At 29.9% G+C, this 16901-nt stretch carries 18 protein-coding genes; all 18 read right to left on the bottom strand.

The window, feature by feature from the left end; genetic code table 11:
* Position 1 precedes the first annotated feature (1 nt).
* On the bottom strand, positions 2-895 hold the full coding sequence (locus ACQKCJ_RS08405) for an NAD-dependent epimerase/dehydratase family protein (RefSeq protein ID WP_427401786.1): 894 nt from the start codon (positions 893-895) through the stop codon (positions 2-4).
* Complete coding sequence (locus ACQKCJ_RS08400) at positions 896-1714, bottom strand: glycosyltransferase (protein ID WP_427401785.1); 819 nt, start codon at positions 1712-1714, stop codon at positions 896-898.
* Entirely contained in the window at positions 1699-2286 is a 588-nt protein-coding gene (locus ACQKCJ_RS08395) for an acetyltransferase (protein WP_427401784.1), read from the bottom strand. Before ACQKCJ_RS08395 ends, ACQKCJ_RS08400 begins: the two co-directional genes overlap by 16 nt.
* Positions 2287-2289: 3 nt before the next feature.
* Positions 2290-3087, bottom strand: coding sequence for a glycosyltransferase family 2 protein (locus ACQKCJ_RS08390; protein ID WP_427401783.1), 798 nt, complete (start codon positions 3085-3087; stop codon positions 2290-2292).
* A gap of 15 nt (positions 3088-3102) precedes the next feature.
* Positions 3103-4311, bottom strand: coding sequence for a hypothetical protein (locus ACQKCJ_RS08385; RefSeq protein ID WP_427401782.1), 1209 nt, complete (start codon positions 4309-4311; stop codon positions 3103-3105).
* Between the two features lie 23 nt (positions 4312-4334).
* Complete coding sequence (locus ACQKCJ_RS08380) at positions 4335-5228, bottom strand: glycosyltransferase family 2 protein (RefSeq protein ID WP_427401781.1); 894 nt, start codon at positions 5226-5228, stop codon at positions 4335-4337.
* On the bottom strand, positions 5221-6171 hold the full coding sequence (locus ACQKCJ_RS08375; RefSeq protein ID WP_427401780.1) for an NAD-dependent epimerase/dehydratase family protein: 951 nt from the start codon (positions 6169-6171) through the stop codon (positions 5221-5223). The genes ACQKCJ_RS08380 and ACQKCJ_RS08375 overlap by 8 nt, the downstream gene beginning before the upstream one ends.
* Positions 6165-6608 (bottom strand): hypothetical protein, encoded by a 444-nt coding sequence (locus ACQKCJ_RS08370; protein WP_427401779.1) that lies wholly within the window; start codon positions 6606-6608, stop codon positions 6165-6167. Before ACQKCJ_RS08370 ends, ACQKCJ_RS08375 begins: the two co-directional genes overlap by 7 nt.
* Positions 6596-7720 carry a CDP-glucose 4,6-dehydratase gene (gene rfbG, locus ACQKCJ_RS08365; protein WP_427401778.1) on the bottom strand — a complete coding sequence of 375 codons (1125 nt, stop codon included), beginning with the start codon at positions 7718-7720 and terminating at the stop codon, positions 6596-6598. The genes ACQKCJ_RS08370 and rfbG overlap by 13 nt, the downstream gene beginning before the upstream one ends.
* A complete protein-coding gene (gene rfbF, locus ACQKCJ_RS08360; RefSeq protein WP_427401777.1) occupies positions 7696-8496 on the bottom strand; it encodes a glucose-1-phosphate cytidylyltransferase in 801 nt (266 codons plus the stop codon). The genes rfbG and rfbF overlap by 25 nt, the downstream gene beginning before the upstream one ends.
* 41 nt (positions 8497-8537) lie before the next feature.
* Complete coding sequence (locus ACQKCJ_RS08355) at positions 8538-9482, bottom strand: NAD-dependent epimerase/dehydratase family protein (RefSeq protein WP_427401776.1); 945 nt, start codon at positions 9480-9482, stop codon at positions 8538-8540.
* The gene (locus tag ACQKCJ_RS08350; protein ID WP_427401775.1) at positions 9460-10713 is read right to left on the bottom strand and encodes a glycosyltransferase; all 1254 of its coding nucleotides are present in this window, start codon (positions 10711-10713) and stop codon (positions 9460-9462) included. Before ACQKCJ_RS08350 ends, ACQKCJ_RS08355 begins: the two co-directional genes overlap by 23 nt.
* Before the next feature lie 20 nt (positions 10714-10733).
* Positions 10734-12188: a lipopolysaccharide biosynthesis protein gene (locus tag ACQKCJ_RS08345; RefSeq protein ID WP_427401774.1), complete on the bottom strand. Its 1455-nt coding sequence runs from the start codon at positions 12186-12188 to the stop codon at positions 10734-10736.
* Positions 12189-12302: 114 nt separating this feature from the next.
* Entirely contained in the window at positions 12303-12863 is a 561-nt protein-coding gene (locus ACQKCJ_RS08340) for an acyltransferase (RefSeq protein WP_427401773.1), read from the bottom strand.
* A gap of 35 nt (positions 12864-12898) precedes the next feature.
* Positions 12899-14050 carry a hypothetical protein gene (locus ACQKCJ_RS08335; RefSeq protein ID WP_427401772.1) on the bottom strand — a complete coding sequence of 384 codons (1152 nt, stop codon included), beginning with the start codon at positions 14048-14050 and terminating at the stop codon, positions 12899-12901.
* Between the two features lie 11 nt (positions 14051-14061).
* Positions 14062-14799 carry an oxidoreductase gene (locus ACQKCJ_RS08330; protein WP_427401771.1) on the bottom strand — a complete coding sequence of 246 codons (738 nt, stop codon included), beginning with the start codon at positions 14797-14799 and terminating at the stop codon, positions 14062-14064.
* Positions 14800-14816: 17 nt separating this feature from the next.
* On the bottom strand, positions 14817-15599 hold the full coding sequence (locus tag ACQKCJ_RS08325; protein ID WP_427401770.1) for a nitrilase-related carbon-nitrogen hydrolase: 783 nt from the start codon (positions 15597-15599) through the stop codon (positions 14817-14819).
* A complete protein-coding gene (locus ACQKCJ_RS08320) occupies positions 15599-16897 on the bottom strand; it encodes a glutamate-1-semialdehyde 2,1-aminomutase (RefSeq protein ID WP_427401769.1) in 1299 nt (432 codons plus the stop codon). Before ACQKCJ_RS08320 ends, ACQKCJ_RS08325 begins: the two co-directional genes overlap by 1 nt.
* Positions 16898-16901 lie beyond the last annotated feature (4 nt).

Here is a 16901-nt window from a genome sequence, read left to right as displayed (position 1 = left end):
CTTAAAAACTTTCAGTTTTAAGATAATCGATAATTGACTCTGGTTTCCAATTTAATAACTTACGCGCTTTTGAATCATCAAAAGTTAAATCAGAAGTTATTTTATTTACTTTTAATGAAGTTAATGGAGATTTATCACCTACCAAATCACCTATTTTTCCAACTATTTTTGCTAAAAATAATGGCAAACTAAAACTTTTTTTCTTAGAAATAGCATAACTTAGTTCAAAAAAACTAGGATGGATTCCATCGGTTAGGTTAAATACACCACCTATAGGTGCAACTACACTTATAAATGAGGCTACATCTTTTGTCAATACCATACTTTTTCGTGCTTTTCCGTTAGCAATATTAAAATAATATCCCCTTTTAATTGCTTTAATCATTGCTCCCAAATTGCCTGGAGGATTTTTACCTACTAATAACGGTAAACGTAAAATTGTGCAAATAACATTATTTGTTATACACCAATCTGTAACAATTTTTTCTGCTTCAATTTTACTTCTTCCATAAGGTTCTTTTGCTACTAATGGAAATTCTTCTTTTATATCTCTGCCAAATTCCTGTCCATAAACTGAAACGGAGCTGATAAAAACAAATTGTTTAGGGAGTTCTTTTTTTTCTAATCCGAGTAAAAGATTATTAGTCCCAATAACATTTATATCATGAAACTGTTTTTTTTCTTCTTCGCTCCTTGGAATACTATGTGCTTTTCCAGCAGCATGAATTATTAAATCAAAAGTCTCTTCAAAAATAGGTATTTTATGTTCAAGACTTATTAAATACTTTCCAGAAGTTCTTGACAAACAAAAAAAATTAACCTCATCTTTTGACAATTCATTTATAATTGATTTTCCTAAAAAACCATTTGCACCAGTTAATAATATCTTAGTCATCTAATAAATACTTTTTAACCAACCCCATTTATTAAAATAAATAAAAGCACTTTGAACTGTTATCAATTTAAATTTTAATTTTTTATGAGTAAGTTTTGCAAAATGATGAAAAACATGAGCATCTGGATAATACGCTGTTCGAGAAACTTCTAAAAACCTTCTTGTTAAATCTGCGTCTTCTAAATACATGAAAATTTTATCATCAAAAAAACCTACTTTTTCCAGAACGTCAGTCCTTAAAAACATAAAACATCCTGATAAATAAGGTATATCTAATATAATCTTGTTATAATCATAATTCTTATATTCATATTTATCCATTCTTTTCTTAAAAATCCTTTTAAAAAATGAAGGCATAAAACCTCTAGCAAACAAATCAAAAAAAGTAGGATTTGTCTTACATAAATATTGAAATTCGCCATTTGGGTAGGTAATTCTAGGCATTACCTGTCCAATCTCTAGATTAGAATCCATGAAACTACAAAGATATTCTAATGTACCTTTCTCAAAATAAATATCTGGATTAAGAACTAAATGATAATCTGACTGTAAATCATATGCTTTCTTAATTGCAATATTATGAGAAGCTCCAAAACCAGGATTAGAAGGGTTATGAATATATTCAATTCTAGAATCAGTAACAAGTACTTCCAATTCATTAGTTGGAGAATTGTCTACTAAATAGAGTTTTACATTTAATGCAGTTTCTAAAAAAGAGCTGATCGTCTGTTGCAACATTTTAATATCATTTTTGAACAAAACAATACAGGAGGTAATTTTTATTTCCATTTGATAATTAACATTTAAACTTTTTCCCATTTTTGAGTGTTAAAATTAAATTTTTTAATCACTTTTGCAGGTACTCCAACTGCTATAGAATAATCTGGTAGATCTTTCGAAACCACTGAATTTGCTCCAACAATAGTTCCTTTACCTATAGTTACTCCAGGCAAAACAGAAACAAATTCTCCTAGCCAAACATTATCTTTTATGATAACAGATTTACTATACAATTTTCTATTATTAGGAGGAATATCAGGCGAATCATGTAAGTCTTCGTTGCCATATCTGCCGTGGTTAAGATCTGAGATAAATACTTTACTTGCTATCAAAACATTATCTCCGATTGTTATATTTTTCATTGCTGCAATATGAACATAATCATTTATTTGCACATTTTTACCAATAAAAATTACTTTTTTATCTCCGTCTGAGTGTGCTTCAATTCGGCAGCCTTTACCAGTTGTAAAATTTTTACCTAATTTTACGTGCTTCCTATTTCTTATATCAAATGGCAGCCTTATTAATCTAGCTTGTCTAAAAAACAATTTAGTATATATTAGTGAAACCAATAACTTGAGAGATCCAAAAAAACCATATCTTTTATACATATCTTAGTTTCTAATTTTAACAATTAATAAACGTCTTAAATATTTTGCAGTTGAATATAGAAATAACAGAGCATATTCAATCTTGTTAATTATCTTTAAGTTAAGCGCATCTTTTAAATTCTTGTATTCTCCTTGCTGCATTCCCAGTAAATTTCCTGATAAACCCGAATGACCAAAATGAGGTTTACCATCGCCAGTGGTTACAAGACTTTCATTGAGAAGTGCACAACAATTTTCACTGCATACTCTAAGCCAATAGTTACCCTCTTCAGCATATTTTTGACTTTCATCAAATTCACCAACAGAATCAAATACTTCTCTCCTAAAAACAACTGTTGGAGTTATAAAGAACCATTTCAAAAGTAAAAGTCTAGCACTAATATAAGTTACATCATCAAAAAATTTTAACAGGAAACGTTTCAAATGTTCATTGTTTCTATTTGTTCCTAAAAAATCTATTTCAGGATATTTAGAAAATATTTCCATTTGTCTTTCCAATTTATTAAATGCCCAAAAATCATCGGAATCTAGCAAAGCTATAAAATTTCCATTTGCATTTCTCATTCCTACATTTCTTGCAGAAGAAACTCCTCCATTTTCTTTATTAAAAAGTTTTATTAAAATTTTTGATCTATTATTTTCGATTAGAGACTCAACAATTTCCTGTGATCTATCTCTTGAGCCATCATTGACAATAATAATTTCCATTTCACCGCGATAGGTCTGCCTCATTACTGAATTAATACAGCCCTCTATAGTTACTTCAGAATTATACATTGGAATAATTACGGAAACTAACATTTTTGTATTCTTTTATTAACTAACATTATCAATTTCTTGTGTATTAGGATTAAAAAGTCTTAATTTTTGCAAAATCTGCACTATTATTTTATAAACAGGAATAAACATTTTAACAAACAGAATTGTTAAAAAAGATGAATATAATGTGATAACAACCATAACCCAATCAAAAAAATAAATCAAATTATAAAAGGTGGATAATAGAGCTATTATAACAAAAGGTTTATTTCTGAAGATAACTAACAACTTGTAAAAACCTACAATATATAAAACAGTAAAAAACAAGCCCAAATAACCATATTTTAAATATAAATAAATAGGCAGTGTAAGATTTACAGACATATAATTTTCAAAGACAAAAGATTCCGAGTAACCCATAAATATAGCACGATAATAATTATTAGGCATAACATCAAACTCGAAAATTTGACCTGGCAATAAAGTATCAATAGATAATTTTAACTGATTCCAAAAATCATATTTAGAATAAAACAAGGTTAAATCTAAATTATGGCTTTGATAATAAAGTGGCAACATAGAAGTTTCTAATGTTGATATCCTTCCTATTATTTGATTCATTATAAAATCAAAGCCAACTATTTCATCAAATCCCCGCGAAATTGTAACGTATACAAATAAAATTGGAGCCAATAACATACCAAACTTCAAAAAATTTTGTATTTTAACTTTATAATATTTAAAAACTTCGAAAGCCATCCCTATAAACAAAACAAAAAATATTGAAATTATCCCACTTCTACTACCTGACAATGAAACACATACAACATAAAAAAATATTGCGAAAATCACATTCGATTTTCGTTTCTGAACAAATAATAAAAGCAATAACAATGTAAATGGATTTAGGAATAGCGATATGTAATTTGATAATGATCCTGAATTTTCACCTGATAGCATGCCTTCAAAGCCACCGGTCATATAAAATGTTACTAATTTAAATACTACTGAAAAGTAATATAAAAAATTTATTGGACGTCCATCGACAATAGGCATCACAAATTCATGCTTAGCAGAAATTAATTTTAAACCAAAAACACTAATTATTAATGGAACAATGATTATTAGAGTAGATTTATTTAAAGATGGATAATCTATTATATCTGAATAAACAGGAGTGAAACCAACTATAAAATAATATAAATACGGAATCAAAATATGTAAAATAATTACATACCAAATTATAGCAATCACCGCCTTTTTCATCTATTTATCACTTTACTAAAAAACTATTTCTTAAATAAATTTTTCAAAACAATTCTAATTACTCCCCACTTTATAGCAAATGATCCATAACAAAAAGCATGAACCAAAAAACTACCAGATTTGTCTAACTTTTTTTTATTAGCATAAATCCAACCTATATGATAATTTAATGTAGCTGAAATTTTCTTCTTACTCTTGCGTTTTTTTTCAGCATCAATATACTTTTGAAACAAAAATCTATACCGAACTATCCGACCATCGTCATTTAATGAAAGATTTTCATTTCCTAAAAAATAATTTCCTAATGATAATGGAATATATTTAAAGCGTGTGCCTGTTTTAGCTAATTCAATCCATAAATGATAATCTTCTAAACCTACTAATTCACTTAATTCTGCAAAACCTACAGAATCATTAAATATTTTTTTTCTTACACATACTGAAGATGTAGGAATACCATACGTACTATATAACAAATCGTGATAAGCATCTTTTTTACTTAAATTTTTCGATTTCATTTTTCTTAACATTGCTCCATTTTGAATAATGTTCAAATCATGATAAATAAAATCAAGATCATCTAAAGTTAATTTTGATATGTATTCTAATTTATTACTTGAAAACCAATCATCAGAATCTAAAAAACAAATCCAATCTCCTTTAGCTTGTCTTGCACCAACATTTCTAGGTCTTGCTGGTCCGCCAGAGTTTACATCCAAATAAATATGTTGCAAATCCAGAATGTTTTCATACTGTGCAATTACTTCTTTAGTATTATCTACAGATGCATTATCACAAACAATAACCTCAAAATTTTTATAAGTTTGAGATACTAAAGAGTCTAGGCATCTTACTAAATCTAATGATCGATTATATGTAGGTATTACAATCGAAAAAAAAAGAGCTTTATTATCCATTATTGTCTTCTAAATAGTCAAAAAGTTCATTAATTCCATCTTCTAAACTCCACATAGGCTTAAATCCAATACTTACAATCAAACTATTATCTAGCAAATATTTATTAACTTCTGTTTCAGAACTACGTTTTTTCGCATTTATAGGTAAATTAATATTATATCTGTCAAAAAATATGGCTTTTATCTTCATAGCAATTTCCATTATAGATAACGTTACACCAGAACTTAAATTATAAACAGAATAGTCTTTATGTGTCTCAATAATAGTCAGAACACCATTGCAAACGTCCCATCCATGAATAAAATCTCGTAATGGCGTACCATCAGACTGTAAAACTATTTCCTTATGATTATAAGCTGACCTACATAAATCATTAACGACCAACCACCAACAGTTATTTTCTTTAAAAATTGGAGAACCATAACTGTTTGAAAGTCTAACAATCCGGCAATCAACATTAGAAACCCTGTTATAATGTTCGCAGATAACCTCTCCTATATCATGTGTTAAACCATAAGCATTTTGAGTATTAGTTTGATGAGATTCTGTAATAATATTAGTATTAAGTGCTCCATACACCTGTGCTGTAGAAAAATATATAAATTTTTCGAGCCCTTTTTTAGAAAAAGCATCTAGTATAGACCATACTGGTGCAATATTTAAAGCACTAACCTTAGATGGCAGACCATTAGATTGATTATGATCTAGAGATACCAAATGAATCACTATATCATAATTTTCCTCTGCTAACTCAGAAAGTAATTTTTCATCTCTAATATCACCTACCACAATTCTATGCATCTTAGAAACCCAATTTACATCATAAGGTACATTAGAATAACAAAGGGGTGTCACAACATATCCGTGCTCTACTAGATATAAACAAAGCCTTGCACCAATATATCCACTTCCTCCAGTTACAAGAATTTTCTTATTTACCATAAATAAGAAATTTCAGACAAAGCCTCTTTACGCTCTATTTCATTAGGATCATGCTCTAAATTAGCTAAATTTAGTAGTAGGTTATATACTTCCCCTACACCATTAAATGCCACCCAAAGACCTGGGGGGATTGTAATTCTTTGATAATTATTTTTTCCTAGAGTTACATCAAAAAAATGATCTTTTGTCTTGCTACCTACTCTATCATCATAAATAACAAAACGAATTTCTCCTACTGGAACAACAAAATTTAATGTCATTTGAAAATGTTTTTTCCATGGTTTTGTATCATTGTGATTTATTGTTGAGAAATATGCTTCTCCAAAACCAGAAAATCCTTTGTCGGATTTTTTCATACCATGAAATATATCACCTTTCGGATGTTCAATTTTTTTTAAAGGACTCAACAAAACCCCTTCTATTGTTATTTCGTCCATGATATATTTGCAAGTGTTGCTAAATTTTCGTATTTCTCAATTTGTGATTTTGTATATGAAAACATTTTATTCTTTTCTACATAAAACTCATAATACCAATCACTTGTAAACTCAATTAAGGTTTTATAATCAAGAGTTGGTTTCCATTGAAAGTGAAACAAAGCCTTATCGCAATTTAGTTTCAGCAATCCAGCCTCGTAAAACTTTATATCTCCCGTAACCTTGTAAGCATCTTTAGAATCCTGAAAATGCCAACGAGTACTCATATCTTCTAATATTTCCTGAACTGTATGATTATATTCTGGTTTAGGACCAAAATTAAAACTTTCGCCATTTAAAGAATGATCTTTATACAGTTTTTCTCCTAATTGCAAATAACCACTTAATGGTTCTAATACGTGTTGCCATGGTCTGGTAGCTTTAGGGCTCCTAATCTCAACTACCTTCTTATCACTCCAAGATCTCATACAATCAGGAATTATTCGATCCAATGCCCAATCACCTCCTCCGATAACATTTCCTGCACGAGCTGAAGCTACTTGAACTAAGCCATCTGATTTTTTAAAAAATGAGTGGTAATATGACTTAAAAATTAATTCTGCTGCACCTTTACTACCACTATAAATATCTTTTCCTCCAACCGCATCAGTTTCTTTATAACCGTAAATCCACTCTACATTATCATAGCATTTGTCACTAGTAATAATTATTGCAGAACAAGGCTTATAATAATTGCGTAGAACCTCTAAAATATTTGCAGTCCCCATTACATTCGTCGTAATGGTATCAATAGGCTCTTGATAAGATAATGAAACAATAGGCTGTGCAGCTAAGTGAAAAACAAAATGTGGTTCAATCTGGTTTATTATTTTGGTCAAAGAATCTAAATCACGAATGTCAGCAAAAAAATGATTCATTTTTTCTCCTAATTCCAATTCTGAAAACATAGAAGGTTGAGTTGGAATTTCATTAGAGATTCCGTACACTTCTGCACCTAAAGCAATTAGCCAAGTACATAGCCAAGATCCTTTAAAACCAGTATTCCCTGTAACTAAAACTTTTTTATTACGATATATATCGCCAAAAATTACTTTTTCTCCCATTTTACCCATGGTGCTTGATTGTTATTATAAAGTTCATTTAATAAAGAAAATTCTCTAGAAGTATCCATTGGTTGCCAAAAACCATCATGTTCGAAAACTTTTAATTCTCCTAATTCAACCAACCTTTTCATTGGTTCTTGTTCTAAAACTAAATCTTCATCCTCACTTAGTATATCTAAAAATTCTCTTTTGCAAACAAAATAACCTCCATTTATACGACCTCCACTTGCTTGTGGTTTTTCGTTAAAACCAGTTATTGTTGTACCATCTTCAGCAATACCCAACTCTCCAAATCTTCCAGGTGGTCTTACACCTGTAAGCGTAACCATTTTTCCATGTTTTTTATGAAAAGCAACTAATGCTTCAATATCAATATCTCCCACACCATCTCCATATGTTAGCATAAAGTATGGATCATCACCTATATATTTTTTAATACGCCGAACTCTCGCTCCAGTCATTGCCTTAATCCCAGTTTCTGCGAGTGTTATTTTCCAACCATCTTCATCATGACTTGCTTCTGATATAATTTGTTCAGATTTTTTACCTAGCTTTATTGTTATATCCGAAGTTCTAAGTTCATAATTTATAAAAAAATCTTTAATTACTTCACTTTTATACCCCATGCATAATACAAAATCATGATACCCATGATATGCATAAGTCTTCATAATATGCCAAATAATAGGTTTTCCACCAATAGGTATCATTGGTTTAGGTATATCATCTGCTACATCACGAATTCGTGTTCCATAGCCTCCACATAATATAACTGTTTTCATCATAATCTATATATTTATTGTATTAAATAATTCTAGTTTGCTTTTTATGTTTTTGATTTTTCCCATTCAATTGTATCTTCTATCGCTTTTTCAAATTTTGTAAACTTAAAATTCACCAATGATTTCATCAATGAAATATCTAAGCAGAAATCTTTTACATCAGTTATTTTTGAAGCAACATAATTAATTTTTAAAGCTGGCAAATGTAATTTAATCGTATGCAATATACTATTTAATTGATGGATTTCTCCCGATCCTACATTGATCGTTTTATTAACAACACCTTGCTTTAGAAACTTAAAAATAATTTTTACCAAATCATCCACAAAAATATAATCTTTAGACTGTGTGCCGTCACCCCAAACCTCAACAGTTTCATTTTTCAATGCTCTTCTTATAGCAATATTAATAACCCCTTGTTTCTCAGAAGCATGAAATTTACCAAAAGGATTTGAAACCCTTAAGATCAAGTAATTAATTCCATATTGTTTTTGGTAGAGGCGTAAATAATTTTCTATGGTTAACTTTACAACTCCATAAGAACTAACCGGATAACAAATTTCATTTTCTGAAATTGTGTTCATTTTTTTTTCCCCATACACAGCACCTCCAGATGATAAGTACAAAATATAGCTACATCTATATTCTTTCATTATATCTAATAAACAAATCGTTGCAATTAAATTACCACTAACATCATTAAGAATATTATTCCCTGAAGACAATGGAGTGGTTGAAGTCGCACAATGAAATACTTTTGTAAAATTCCATTTCGAGAATAAACTAATTAAAACGTCCTTATCTTCATAATTCCCAAAAACATATTCAATTGGTGCAACTGTATCGCTTTGAAAAGTTCTAGACAAAACAACAATTTGATAATTTGACAAGTCATTCTTATTTAAAATATAATCAATTATATTTTTACCAATAAATCCTGTACCTCCAAGCAATAATATAGTTTCCTTAACTGGCATAAATTTGCTCATAAATTTGCTTTAATTTCTCTCCATAAGCTTTTGGACTAAAATTTACATATGTTTTTTTTGCACTTGTACCCAATTCTTTTCTTAATGCACTATCAATATATAGTCTATAGACTTCATTTGCTAAACTATTGGTAAAAGTCTCAAGCTTGTTCTCTATCAATACCCCATTAACATTCGTTTTTATCACCTGTGAAATCCCTGCAAAATCAGTTGAAATAATTGGCTTCCCATATCCTAAAGCGGATAGTACTACCAAAGGCATATCTTCATCTCTTATAGAAGGTAATACAAACAAGTCGCAAGCTGCGATGAAATCTTCACTATTAGTTCTATATCCCAAAAGAAAAACACTGGAGCTTAAACCTAATTCATTGATATAATTCCTTAAAAAAGCTTCCTGCTCACCATTACCTATAAAAGCACAATATACTTTTTCGGCCGAAATCAACTGTTTTTTATATAAAGAATTTAGAGCATCTATCAAAAATTTTTGACCTTTCCTTTCCGAGAGGAAAGCAACCTCCACAATCAAAAAGCTATTCAAAGGGATATTTAATTCTTTAAAAACATGTTCTCTATTCATTTTTACTTTTGGTAAGGGCACACAGTTATCTACCAAAAAAACTTTATTGGAATCAAAATTTCGTTTTTCAACTAACTGCTGTTTGGCTCTAAGAGAAGCATTAATAAAACAATTCACATTTTTATGAATAAAATTATCATAAATTCTTTCAAAATAACTGTTACAAGATAAAGCCTGATTATTGACTTGATAAATAACCTTAGTACGAATTGTCAAAAAATTCGCAACGACCAATGTATTACATGTTATAGCGCCAGGATATCCTCCATTATTGACATGAATTAAATCTGGCTTCGTTTTAATTAACAAGTAAATAAAAGTTAACAAATTCCATAAAAAATAGATTCTAAATTTTTGTGCTAAAAAAAAAGGAACTTTTATCGCTCCTTTCCAATATTTTGAAATGCTAAGACAATTAATTTTATAAAATAAAGTATTGTTAGACATTAAAAACAAAGGAAAATTATTTGCTCTTGTAGAAATATTTTCGTTTTTCAGTCCAACTTCATACTCTTTATGCGTTCTATAACTATATAAAAGAGTATAATTTTGTTTTAAAACTTCATTTTTCAGTAAGAAAGCCATTAATTTTTCACTACCTCCATAAATGTAGCAATCACTAAAAATGAGTATCTTTTTCTTTTCCATGTTTTTTGCATTAAATAAAACTACTTTTTTTTAAATTGCCCTAAAATTTTCCTTACTTGTTTTCTCCAATTATCCGACACAAAATATTGAATTCCAAAAGAAAACATTATTAATACACCGATAAAAAAAGCTATCACTAATAAGTTAATCTTCGACTTTTCCTCTGGCAAATAATCCTTTATGGCAAAAGAAGTTAAAATCAGGAATAAAACTGGCCACAACATTGAGCTAAAAACCTTTAAAGAATTTATAAATCTTAAGTCTAAATATTCTATCATCAGCCTATAGAAATATACGGCCGAGAATAAAAAAGCTATTAATTTAAAAATAGCAAAAGAGTATACTCCCCAAAATTTAATTGTAACAATTATTCCTATCCAAAAAACAAAAGGCAACAATATATTAATCAAATAAAGGACTTTTTGACGCTCTTTTGCAATCAACATGAAATTAGTTGGATAAGTAACAAATGCTAAAATATTACAGAAAACCAAAAATTGAATAACAATAATTGATTCTGAATAATCTGAGCCTACCCATGAAAACACAATTGGGCGCGCCAGTATAGCAATGATTATTATTGGAAATACGACAATCGGTGCTAAAACAGAAACGACTTGCAAATAAAAAGATTTTAATCCTTCTTCATCTCCATGTCCAATAAAGTGGTTAAACCTAACACCAAATGGAGAGAAAAGAATTCCTAAAATACTTCTAAAAAAAGAAAGCACCATTAACCCTATAGCGTAAATTGCAACCTGATTCGCTCCTAACAATTTTCCAATAGCCACCGAATCGAGTTCATAATACAATATCCATGAAATTGTGATAAATAAACTTGCAAATGCTAAAGATTTGGTTTTAGCAAATACAACTTTACTAAAACAAATAGAACGAAATAAACCTCTAAAATTATAATTGTATCTTTTTCGTGCTATTAATAATGTAATTAATGTCGCTATTAAATTAATAATTTGTGTAAAGAGAAAATATCCTACTATGTCATATTGTCCTTTTCTAAAAAACCACAGGACTGAAAGAATTTTAAATACACTTCCTATAATATTGCTTCGCTGAATTATAAAATCCTCCATTCGAATTCCAAATATCATTTGCAACAACCTCTGCAACAATGTAGTTGGTGTAAAAATTGCTAAGATCAATAATAACGAACTTGCTACATTTCCTTGTTGAACTGACTCAATATCCCTAACCAATAATTGAGGGTGTGTACTCAAAATAAAAAAACCAAGCGAGAATAATAATAAAAAAATTAACAATATAAAATTGGTAAATCCTATAACTTTAATTTCTTCTTCTCTATTTCCTTTGGCAAAATATTCGGCGGCATATTTTTGACCCGCTCCCAAAAAACCTAAGTCAGCGTAAGCAAGAAATATAGAAAATGAAATACATACCGAATAAATACCATAAACCGTAGGCTCAGATGTAAGATAGGGTATCACTATAAACATCGAAAGAAAATTTAAAACTAACGAAAGACCTTGCCACAGATAGATTTTAACGTAATTTTTTGTATAAGATTGCTGCATTAAGAGTCTAGAATAAATTGATGATGACTGATGAACTTATTTTATATATTTAATTATTTTTGCTGGAATACCTCCAACTAAAGTATTAGCTTCAATACTTTTATTAACAATTGAACCGGCAGCTACAACAGCATTATCACCAATGCTAACACCAGGTAAAATAACACTTTTTGCACCAATCCAAACATTATTCCCTATTGATATTTTTTTAGCAAGATTAGCTTGTTCTCTTACCAAAATATTTGTTTGAAAATCGTGATTGCTATTAATTATCAATACGTCAGGGCCCAAAAGACAATCGTCACCAATTACAATATCTTCCTTATTTGCGCTAAAAAAACAATTATAATTTGCGAAAAAATTATTCCCTATGATTATTGAGCCCTTATTTTCCGTAAACAACTTAACATATGGACATACTCTAAAAGAACGTCCAATTTTTATATTTTTAATGTCTGAAATTATTACATTCTCCGGAATAACAAACTCTGAGTGAAGAAAAAATCTCTTATAATATAAATTTCTAATTTTATTACCCCCGAATACCGAGGGTAATTTTACGATGAACCACAAGAATAAAACTTTTAGATAATCCATTTTTTTCTAAATTATATCTGATGTATAATAAACAATTAAAAATTTCTCTTAACTAAAGAATAAGAATCTATATCTCTGTTTTCTACGCTTGTCATATAAGAAAAAATAAAATTATTATATCTTTTTTTATCAATTTTTGTATCAATTTCAGAGACTACAAATGAATCTATATTAATTAGCTGCGTATTGAATATTTCTGAAAAATATTTAATTATATTATATTGAGACCTCATTATTCTATAGAGATCATAAGTATAGATAAAAATCATTTTTTTTTCAAAGGTTGCTGCGAAACCAACTGCCGTACTCATGTGAGCAATTACAAATTCTGAATTTTTAACCAACTCTACTGTCTTACCGAAGTAAACCTCTCTCCCTTTAAAAAAATTTTCTTTATTATATTTATCTGCTTTAGGGTGAGCTGCAATAATAACTTTAAGACCATATTTCTCTTCGACTTCTGCGAAAAAATTATTTAAGGACTCGTAATATTTTGAAGCCTCTAATGTCTCAATTTTAAACATTTCCCAATCTGGATGAAATGGCAAATACTCATCTAAAAAAACTACATATTTTCCAACGAATTCTGGAATGGTAGATTTAGTTTTTAGATACTTTTCATAATCGGAAGAATTTATTGGAATTAGATTTGCTGATTTTATATCCGTTTGAAAACCAGTTCCAAGAATTTTTAGTGACTCATTGCCTGTATAAAACACTAAATCAAAAGGCTTAATAAATCCATTTTTTTTTAATAAAAATGAAATCTTATTTTGAGTGAACTTAACAATTTTCTTAAAATTTAATTTCAGCAGAAAATTCGTTAAAGATAGATCGTAGCTAAAAGAGGGCAATGGTAACATTCCTCTAGCTATTATGCCTGTTTTCACATCATACTTTGTAAGTAATTTAAAAACTTTAATTACAAACCATTCATAGGGAAAATTAATAAAGTAAAAACATTCTTCATCTTCGTTATCTAGAAGCCTCTTTAATTGTGAAATTTCACATACTTTTACAATCCAATTTTCATTAATAGCATTTAAAAAATTAACTTCCGGAAAATAAATTTCAGATAGGTCCCAATATTGAACATTATAACCATCGAGGATAAAATCTTTAATAAAAAAATCTTCCATCACCTTTTGTGTTAAAGGCTGATAACCGATATACACTAGATTCTTCATAAATAGTTTTATTAAATTATACTCCATCCACCATCAACAACCAGATTATGTCCGGTTATATATGAAGATTCATCTGTTAAAAGATAGAGAGCTGCTGACACGATGTCCTGAGGATTTCCCATCCTTTTCATTGGAACTTTCTTGTTATAATTATCTACAAATAATCGTGGTTGATTATCAAAAATCCCCCCTGGAGAAACGGTATTCACACGAATTTGATGTACTCCATAATACGAAGCTAAATAACGTGTTAAATTATTCAGTCCGCCTTTGATTGCTGAATAAGCAGCCGGCATAGTCATTTCTGTACCTTCATAAACTGTAAAATCAGGCCCGACTAATCCGTAAATAGATGACATGTTAATAAGCGAACCAAATCCTTGCTTTTTCATTTGCTCCAGTACCACTTGGCAACATAGGAAATACCCATTTAAATGCATATCTACATTATTACGCCATGATTCAAGAGGTATATCTTCAAATTTAGTACCCCAGTCTTTTGTTCTAGGGTAAGCATTGTTTACCCAGCCATCAATACGATCGTATTTCTCAACTATAGTCGCTATTCCATTCTTTACTGAATCTTCATTAGTGATATCAATTACGAAATCATAAGTATATTGTTCCTCAAAAAAAATGTCAGCTGCTATAACGACTGCTCCTTGTTCGCGAAAAGTAGAAACCATCTGCTTTCCTAATAATCCATTACCTCCTGTTACAACTATTACTTTATCTTTTATTGAAAACATCCTTGTATTCTTGTTTATTATTTATAGAACTCTTTATAAATGGTATTCTGCCTGTCTTTTTTAATTGGAAATTTTTTTCGATATTCTATCGCTTCATCTAAATTCAAATCAAATATTTTTATTTCTTCACAGATTTCTAAAGGTTCTAACTTTTCTCCTGTAGGCGAAAAAACACAAGAACTTTCTTCGTACTCCAAACCGTTCCCATCAAGACCAGTTCGATTAACACCAATCATAAAACTTTGATTTTCTATAGCTCGAGCATTCAGTAAAGCTCTCCAGTGACTTACTCTTCCTTTTGGCCAATTAGCTATATTAGCCAAAATTAAATTCTCCTTTGACAATTCTTGGTAAAGCTCTGGAAATCTTAAATCAAAACAAATACTTAATCCCCAACCACCATTCCACGGAAGGCTCCTAATCTGATTACCTCCTACAATCAATTCATCTTCTCCAGCATAAGAAAAAAGATGTATTTTTTCATAAGTCCCAGCTATTTCTCCCTTATTATTTACAGCAATGCAACTATTATATATTTTTTTATTTTTAGAAATCATCAATCCAAATACAATATTCATTCGGTGCTCTTTAGCTGTTTTTTGGATAGCTATAAGTGAACTTGAACTTTCCAAATCTTCCGCCAAAGCCAAATTAGAAATAGAGAAACCAGTCAAAGACATCTCAGGAAAAATAACGTAGTCCACCTTTAGGCTTAAAGACGCAACTATACGTTCAACCTCTTTCAAATTGGATTGTTTATCCTCCCAAACTGAATTTAAAGAAACTACAGCTAACTTCATTAATTATATTTTCTGAATACTGGTTTAATGACTGGAGATTTTAGATATACTTCCAATCCACTTTCTAATGCTTTTTTATAAATCGTCAAAGCATGTTTCGCTGCAGATAATGTCATATCCAATTCTATCTCCTGATGCGAATAAGAAACTGCTATATATGGCATCATTATCTTTTTTTCTAACATTTCCTGAGCAAACAAAGTACGCATTGCCAACGACACATTACGATCCTTATCTTTTGCAACATAGTTTGGAGAACAAGGATATCCTTCTACATAAAATTGCTCATGAATTCCCAATTCCTTAGAAATATTATTTATTCCGGTAACTAATTTATTACCATAATTCCAAAAATGATCTACTACGAGGTCTCTTTTTAATATTTCCATCGTTTTAATAAAAGCTCCTAATGCACTCATTTCTGCACCATGAGTTGTCGATGTCAAAAATATTCTCTCGGCTCCTTCATCCAATATTCCTCCAATCTGCATAATTTCTCTTTTCCCTGCCAAAGCTGCAACAGCAAAACCATTAGCCATAGCTTTTCCAAATGTACACAAATCAGGTTCTATTCCATAATAAGTTTGAGCACCTTGCAAGTCCCATCTGAAACCAGTAATCATTTCATCAATTATAAAAACTGTTCCATTTGCTTTGCATAAATCTTGAACTTCCTGAAGGAAATTGGTTGTTGGCTCTACCGTAGTTGCCGCTTCAAGCATTACTCCCGCAATTTGATTTGGATATTCATCAAAAAGTGCTCTTAACGAATCTATATTATTATAATTAAATTTAAGAGTAAGTTGACTCGCTTCTTCAACCGTACCTCTAGTAAGAACTGTTGACCCTATGAACCAATCATCATATGAAAAAAAAGGCTGTTCTACAGGAACTGCGACCATCTTTCTACCAGTATAGGCTCTCGCTAATTTCATAGCTGCTGTTGTAACGGCAGAACCATGTTTAGCAAATTTGACCATATCTACAGACGGGATTAACTCGCACAATAATTCAGCTGCTTTCAACTCTGTCACAGAAGCTCTTGTAAGATTATTCCCTTTTAAAATTTCTTCATAACACGCATCGGCTATTTCCTTATTTCCATAACCAATATTAACCGATCGTAATCCCATTCCATAATCCAAGTATTTATTCCCTTCTGGCGAAAAAACGTAAGCTCCTTCTCCTCTTTCTAAAATAGAAGGTGCATTTGATGGAAATTGATCATCACCTCTTGAATAGGTATGTGCTCCTCCTGGTATTACATTATGCAGTCTTTGCGAATATGATTTTTCCATATCA

This window comes from Flavobacterium sp. NPDC079362, assembly GCF_050267765.1.
GTDB classification, from domain to species: domain Bacteria; phylum Bacteroidota; class Bacteroidia; order Flavobacteriales; family Flavobacteriaceae; genus Flavobacterium; species Flavobacterium azizsancarii.
Note: the sequence above shows the minus strand (reverse complement) of the source record. Positions and strands in the feature narration are given on the sequence as shown.